The organism is Paraburkholderia caffeinilytica (assembly GCF_046030355.1).
Classification (GTDB): Bacteria; Pseudomonadota; Gammaproteobacteria; order Burkholderiales; family Burkholderiaceae; genus Paraburkholderia; species Paraburkholderia caffeinilytica_B.
The window spans coordinates 1-6,938 of the sequence record NZ_JAQQCQ010000051.1 but is presented as its reverse complement, the minus strand read 5'-3'; the positions used below and the strand labels follow the sequence as shown (position 1 = coordinate 6,938).

Here is a 6,938-nt window from a genome sequence, read left to right as displayed (position 1 = left end):
TCTGTTCACGGTCGTGCCGGAACTCGCCGTCGCCCTGTAGCGCATCAGTCCTCATCGCACCGCCGGCCAAATCGAACAACAACATTAGACAGCCATCGATCGTTACCCAACCGCATTCTCATTGCTGCCGCAAGGCAGCGTAGCGACATGTCAGGAGATACACATGGCAATATCCCAATCGCGCACGACGGCGTCTTCGCTGATCGAGCGCCGCTCGATCGACTATATTCCCGCGTCGGAGCGTCACGGCAGCCTCATTAGTCAGTTCACGCTCTGGTTCGGTGCGAATCTGCAGGTCACCGCAGTGGTAACCGGCGCACTAGCGGTCGTGCTTGGCGGCGACGTGTTCTGGTCGCTGATCGGACTGTTGGCCGGTCAGATCATCGGCGGCGCGGTGATGGCGCTGCACGGCGCGCAAGGTCCACAGCTTGGACTACCCCAGATGATTTCGAGCCGCGTGCAGTTCGGCGTGTACGGCGCGATCATTCCGCTTGCGCTGGTGTGCGTGATGTATGTCGGCTTCTCGGCCGGCGGCACTGTGCTCGCCGGGCAGGCGATCGGTCAACTCCTGCAGGTCGACAACACGACCGCAATCGTCATATTTGCGCTGCTGATAGTCGTGCTGACCGCACTCGGCTATCGCACCATTCACGCGATGGGGCGCATGTCGACCATTGTCGGGGTGCTGGCGTTTCTCTATCTGTTCGCGAGCTTGCTGCATGGACACGATATCGGCGTACTGCTGAACAACCGTCACTTCACAGTCGGCTCCTTTCTGCTTGCAGTGTCCTTGTCGGCCTCATGGCAGATTGCGTACGGCCCTTACGTCGCGGACTATTCCCGCTATTTGCCGAGTTCGACTTCGGCAGTAAAGACATTCTGGGCCGTCGGTCTCGGTTCGGTGCTCGGCGCTCAGGTGTCGATGGTGTTCGGCGTGTTTGCGGCGGCGCTTGCGGGCAGCCAGTTCGCGGGGCACGAGGTGTCGTTCATCGTGGGGCTGGGCGCGAGCGGCATGCTCGCCGCGGTGCTGTACTTCACGATTGCGCTGGGCAAGCTCACGATTACGACGCTCAACGCATACGGCAGCGTCATGTCGGTCGCGACCATCGTGACGGGATTTGGCGGAAAACGGAGCATTTCAAACGGAACGCGTCTCTTCTTCATTTTCCTGATGGTTGGTGCGTCGACGGGGCTGGCCCTGGCCGGACGTCACGCATTTCTGAAAGAATTCTCAGCGTTTTTGCTCTTTTTGCTTGCGTTCTTCACACCGTGGAGTGCGATCAATCTGGTGGATTATTACTGCGTCACCAAGGAACGCTACGATGTGCCGGCGCTATTCGATCCGGATGGCCGCTATGGCCGCTGGAATATGACGGGCATTGCGGTTTACGTGTTCGGCGTGCTGATCCAGATGCCGTTCATCGCGACGGGTTTCTATACCGGTGCGTTGGTGGACTCGTTGGGGGGTGTCGATATTTCGTGGATCGTCGGGCTGATCGCTCCCGCGCTGCTGTATTACGCCGTTGCTCGGACAAGAGGCTTTGACGTTCCCCACGAGATGATCCTGCCGGCCGAGGTGGATGCCGCGGATTGAGACGGGCTGAGGCGGCGTGCGGCCAGATTCTGACGGCCAGGCCTTACGCCAGCGACGTTTGTAAATAGTGAGTAATGGCGCTCGCCCGCATGGGTCGGCCGAACAGATAACCCTGCACCGCGCGAGCGCCCAGCGCCTTGACGACCTCGGCTTGCGATGCCGTTTCCAGTCCTTCCACCACGCATTCGAGCCCGAGGTTTCTGCACAGATCGAGCACCGACTTGACGATCTTCTTCGACGCGCTATTGGAATCCACGTCGGTCATAAAGCTGCGGTCGATCTTGATCGTATCGAAGGGCAGGCGATGCACGTAGCTGAGGCTCGAGTAACCGGTGCCGAAATCGTCGAGCGAAACACGGCAGCCCGCTTGCTTGATCATCGTGAGCGAGCAGTGGGCCTGTTCGAAATCGCGCGTGAGTGCGGTTTCCGTGATCTCAAAGTTGACGTGATGCGCGGGCACGCCGCTGCCCAGCACGATATCGACCAGGCGGCGAGCGCGCGGCGACGTCGAAATATCGATTGCGGAGAGATTGAACGACAGATGCAGATCGGACGGCCAGCGCGATACTTCCTCGAGCGCTTTGCGCAGCAGCACTTCAGTGACCCGCAGAATCAGGTCGGTACGCTCGGCAATCCGAATGAATTCCTCCGGCCTGACTCCGCCCAGCCGCTCGTTGTGCCATCGCCCGAGCGCCTCCATGCCGATGGTGCGCTGCGTGTGCACATCGTAAATCGGTTGAAACTCGAGGAACAGTTCGGACTCCAGGTCCGCATGGCGGAGTTCCTGGGCGACGAGACTCGAACGCCGGATCCGCGTCTCATGTTCCGTCGAGAAGATGACCGGCGTGCCGCGGCGCCCTTCCTTGCCGACGTACAAGGCGGCGTCGGCGCGCTCGAAAACCTGCTGGACCGTCGTGCCCGCTTCCGGAAACGCTGCCCAGCCGATTGTCCCGCTCAGTTCGGCGACATTGCCGGCCACCCGATACGGCTGGCTGAGCGCTTCGCAGATGCGCTCGCCCAACTCGACAAGCGTCTCGTTTGCCAGTTTGTGCTGGACCAGCACGCCGAATTCATCGCCCCCCAGGCGTGCGAAGAAGATGCCGGGCTCCGCGAGCGCCAGCAGCCGCACGCCGACCTCCTGCAGCACGAGGTCGCCGCTTGCGTGCCCGTAGATATCGTTGACCTGTTTGAAGCCGTCGAGATCGATCAAGCCGACATTGAAGCCGCCGCTGGCGCCGGGCATCTGTTCCGATAGCGCGCGCAGCGAGGCGAAGAAACTCCGCCGGTTGGGCAGGTCGGTCAGGCTGTCGATGCTCGCGAGCCTGAAGTTGTCGTCGCTGAGCCGCTGCGTTTTCTGCTGGCTCGCCTGCAATTCGCGCTGCGCATGCACCACGCCGGCAAACGTCCGGTAGTACAGTTCGATGATGAAGGCGAGCGCGACGCCGACCAGTGTCATGTCGACGGCCATCGCGATGAAGACCGGCGAGCGCGTGGAAACCAGATACGTCGAAAAGCTTAGGATGACGATTGACAGCAGAAGCAGGGCGGCCGCCCGCAGATGCATCAGGCAGAATACGCAGCCGACCAGCGTCGTCGCCATGTAAAACGCGACCTGAGCCTGCTCATAGGCGGAGCCGTAGGGAAAGAGCAGGAGCGACCAGCTGCTGAAGGCGACGGCGATGATGCCCGCGAGCCGGATCAGCTTGCGCAGTTCAGGTACGGCTTTATCGTGCGTCAGAACCCGGTGCCGGATGCGCCACCAGCGCACACAACGAATGATGCACAGCGTGCAGAGTGCCCCCGGGAAGTAAATGGACAACCATGCCGGCGCCGAGCCCAGATGCGTGACCGCCACGGCCATCGTGTTGACGATCAGGATGAAATAAAGCAACGGTATCTGGCGGCCGAATGCCTGGAGTTGCGAGCGCACGAGTTCCGGGTCGCCTTCCGCGACCGACAGCGCTTCCCTCAATTTGGCTAACCGAACCATCCCCATCCCTGTAACGTTTGCACCGCGCACGCAGCTTTGTATATCGGCCGTATGGGCTGGACCTTGAGGGAATTTGCGCTGCACGCGCGCGTTGGGCGCGTTGGGAGACCGGTAAATACGCCCTGAGAGCGAATCGGCGATAAGTCATTTGTGCCGCGCCCGCGCTTGCGTGAAGCCCGCTGATCCTCGACGTCGAGGCGTTGTATGACCTCCTTGTTCGCCTCCGGCGGGCGCCACGCATGTTGCAATATGGCGAATTTTCATTGTTTTATTCTTTCCGGATTTTTATTGCCGGGCGACGCGCGGTGCTGAATACCGAATCTTTGCGATCCACCCTAACGTAGGAAAAAAGCCTGGCTGCTGGCGGTTTGTCACTGCTAAAGCACTGAAATTGCAACGGATTGTGAAACGCCGCGGAGCATCCTGAAGCGGGGCAAATACGTAAGCGCGCGATTCTTATAGCACTTTGGGGCAAAAAAACGTCAAATTGCCGCTGGGCGGGTGATACAAGGCTTACACCCAAGGTTTGCGCGAATACGCGCCTATGCGTTAGTGTGTCGGTCCCGGCGCAACAGATGTGGCGCCGGTTCCATGATTACCATACGGGAAGTGCTATGAACAAACAGGAACTGATTGATGCAGTCGCCGCAGCGACGGGCGAAAGCAAAGCGGCCACCGGCCAAACCATCGACGCTATCGTCGAAGCGGTGACCAAAGCCGTGGTGGGTGGTGATACGGTGCAACTGGTCGGTTTCGGTTCTTTCTCGACCGGCGCGCGCGCAGCACGCGTTGGCCGCAATCCGTCGACCGGTGCAGAGATCCAGATCGCCGCAGCCAAGACGGTGAAGTTCACCGCTGGCAAGGCATTCAAGGAAGCCGTCAACGCGTCGTAATGCAACGCGCCTCGCGCCGGAGTATCCACGCGTGCTGCTGTAGCACGTGGCGCCCGATGCATCGGGCGTGAGGCATCACGCGCTGCCCAACGCCGGTGAGCGTATTGAATCGGTGGTTGGCGCGGCGCGTGTGGTGCTTATGAAGGTGTCGTTTGCTTCAGGTTTGTGTCATGCACGCTCGCGTTCCAACCTTGCGTTTCAACCGTTAGTGACGGTTACTGGATGCGCGAGATCGTGCAGGCCGCGTCGGCGGGTTCAGCCCGCGCGTCGTTTCCGGGTCGCTTCAGCCAGCGTTTCGAGCACCGGTTCAGTTTGTGACCAGCTTACGCAAGCGTCCGTAATCGATACGCCGTAACGCAGCGGTACACCGGCTTTCAGATCCTGACGGCCTTCTTCCAGATGACTTTCGAGCATGACGCCAATAATGCGGCGCTCGCGCTGCGAGAGTTGCTGCGCCAGATCCTGCACGACCTCCAGTTGACGCAAATGCGATTTACCCGAGTTCGCATGTGAACAGTCGATCATGACCTGTTCGCGCAGACCTGCCGATTTGAGCACCGCGCAGGTTGCCTCGACGGATGCGCTGTCGTAATTCGGCCCTTTCTTGCCGCCGCGCAAGATGACGTGGGCGTCGTCATTGCCCCGTGTCTCGAAGATGGCCGCCATACCCATCTTGGTCATTCCCATGAACGCATGACTCGCACGCGCCGCAATGATTGCGTCCGAGGCGATCTGCACGCCGCCGTCCGTACCGTTCTTGAAGCCGATCGGGCAGCTCAGCCCCGACGCAAGCTGCCGGTGACTCTGGCTCTCCGTCGTGCGCGCGCCGATCGCTCCCCACGCGATCAGGTCCGCGATGTATTGCGGACTGAGCAGGTCGAGAAATTCGGTAGCCGTGGGCAGGCCGAGACCGTTGATGTCGAGCAGCAGTTGCCGTGCGAGACGCAGCCCCTCGTTGATGCGGAAGCTGCCATCGAGACGCGGGTCATTGATATAGCCTTTCCAGCCCACCGTTGTGCGTGGCTTTTCGAAGTACACCCGCATGACGATCAGCAGATCGTCCTTGTAGGTTTGTGCCGCGACCTTGAGCTTGCGGGCGTATTCGATTGCCTGGTCGTGATCGTGAATCGAACACGGGCCGACGATCATCACGAGGCGGTCGTCACGGCCGTGCAGAATATCGGCGATTTCCGCGCGGGTTTTCTCGACGAGCGTCTGCACCGACGGCGGCACAGGCAATTCGTCCTGCAGCAGGGCAGGGGAAATCAGCGGACGCACCGCGCCGATACGAACGTCGTCGATGCGCGTGGTGTCCTGGGTGGCGTCGGCCGAGCCGACTTCCTGATCGTGCAAAGGATTGTCGATGGCGCTCAAAATAGTCTCCCGGACCTTGGATGGTGAAATGGCCTCGCGGCCTGAATAAGTGGGTGTCGGTGCGTGGGTTCGCTGCCGGGATTATGACATTCGCGCGCGTGGACCGGATGACCGTTATTCGAGGCGTTCGATCAGCGCCATCGCGGCGGCCGGATTGCGCTCCTTGAAGCCGCTGATGACGTAGAGGTAGACGTCGCGCGCCGTGGCTTTTGCGGGGGCCGCGGCGGATGTTTCCAGGTCGTCCGGCGCCGTGCCGGCTGCAAGCTGGCGGGCGCGTTCGACCCAGGCGTCGAGGGCCTGGGTCGAATAACCTTTGGCTTCCTTGTCGCTGGTGCCCATGATGCGGGCGTAGACGAATGGCGCGGTGATGTCGGCGATTTGCGGATAGTCGCTGTCGGCTGCCAGCACGATGGCGACTTTGTACTTTCTGGCTAGCGCGATGAATTCGGGGGTCTTGAAGGTGTCGTTGCGGACTTCGACGGCGTGCCTTAGTTTTTGACCTTCGATGCTGGCCGGCAGCAGTTTCAGGAAGGCCTCGAAGTCTTCCGGGTCGAACTTTTTGGTGGGCGCGAATTGCCAGTTGATCGGGCCTAGCTTCTGTTTGAGCAGCAGCACGCCGCTGGCGAAGAAGCGTTCGATGGTTTCGTTGGCGTCGGCGAGGACTTTTCTGTTTGTTGCGTAGCGGGGGGCTTTGAGCGAGAAGACGAAATCTTCCGGGGTTTCCTGATACCACTTTTCGTAGCTTGCCGGTTTTTGCAAGCCGTAGAAGGTGCCGTTGATTTCTATCGATGTGAGGTTTTTACTCGCGTGCTGGAGTTCGCGGTTTTGTGTGAGGTCTGATGGGTAGAATGTGCCTCGCCAGGGGGCATAGGTCCAACCGCCTATGCCGATTCGGATTTTTCCGGGTTTCGGGGATGGCATTTTTTTGGAGCCTCTTTGGGGTGGCTTTGCTGGGAGAGTAGGTTAGCGTATTTGAGTGCGGGGGGCTGGTTTTTTTGCCTGCGGGGCGCTTGGGGTCTGTTTGCCTACGGCGTTGGCCTTTCCTTGAATTCTTATTGGTTTATTAGCGTCGCCCCTGTGCGGGGCG

5 protein-coding genes are annotated in these 6,938 nt (G+C 60.3%); 2 read left to right on the top strand and 3 right to left on the bottom strand.

The window, feature by feature from the left end; translation table 11 throughout:
- Positions 1-163 precede the first annotated feature (163 nt).
- The gene (locus PQQ95_RS36410) at positions 164-1,594 is read left to right on the top strand and encodes a purine-cytosine permease family protein (protein ID WP_408447209.1); all 1,431 of its coding nucleotides are present in this window, start codon (positions 164-166) and stop codon (positions 1,592-1,594) included.
- 43 nt (positions 1,595-1,637) lie between these two features.
- Here PQQ95_RS36410 and PQQ95_RS36405 read toward each other — a convergent pair whose 3' ends face one another.
- Positions 1,638-3,584 carry a putative bifunctional diguanylate cyclase/phosphodiesterase gene (locus PQQ95_RS36405; RefSeq protein WP_408447206.1) on the bottom strand — a complete coding sequence of 649 codons (1,947 nt, stop codon included), beginning with the start codon at positions 3,582-3,584 and terminating at the stop codon, positions 1,638-1,640.
- Between the two features lie 614 nt (positions 3,585-4,198).
- Here PQQ95_RS36405 and PQQ95_RS36400 point away from each other — a divergent pair.
- Positions 4,199-4,477: an HU family DNA-binding protein gene (locus tag PQQ95_RS36400; RefSeq protein ID WP_006049832.1), complete on the top strand. Its 279-nt coding sequence runs from the start codon at positions 4,199-4,201 to the stop codon at positions 4,475-4,477.
- A gap of 255 nt (positions 4,478-4,732) precedes the next feature.
- Here PQQ95_RS36400 and PQQ95_RS36395 read toward each other — a convergent pair whose 3' ends face one another.
- Positions 4,733-5,851, bottom strand: a complete 1,119-nt coding sequence (locus PQQ95_RS36395) for a 3-deoxy-7-phosphoheptulonate synthase (protein ID WP_408447203.1) — start codon at positions 5,849-5,851, stop codon at positions 4,733-4,735.
- A gap of 114 nt (positions 5,852-5,965) precedes the next feature.
- A complete protein-coding gene (locus tag PQQ95_RS36390; RefSeq protein WP_408447201.1) occupies positions 5,966-6,772 on the bottom strand; it encodes a DUF72 domain-containing protein in 807 nt (268 codons plus the stop codon).
- Positions 6,773-6,938: the final 166 nt, after the last annotated feature.

Excerpts from the sequence above, each read along its gene's own strand:
- PQQ95_RS36410 (WP_408447209.1), top strand. The coding sequence starts at position 164 with ATGGCAATATCCCAATCGCGCACGACGGCGTCTTCGCTGATCGAGCGC.
- PQQ95_RS36405 (WP_408447206.1), bottom strand. The coding sequence starts at position 3,584 with ATGGTTCGGTTAGCCAAATTGAGGGAAGCGCTGTCGGTCGCGGAAGGC.
- PQQ95_RS36400 (WP_006049832.1), top strand. The coding sequence starts at position 4,199 with ATGAACAAACAGGAACTGATTGATGCAGTCGCCGCAGCGACGGGCGAA.
- PQQ95_RS36390 (WP_408447201.1), bottom strand. The coding sequence starts at position 6,772 with ATGCCATCCCCGAAACCCGGAAAAATCCGAATCGGCATAGGCGGTTGG.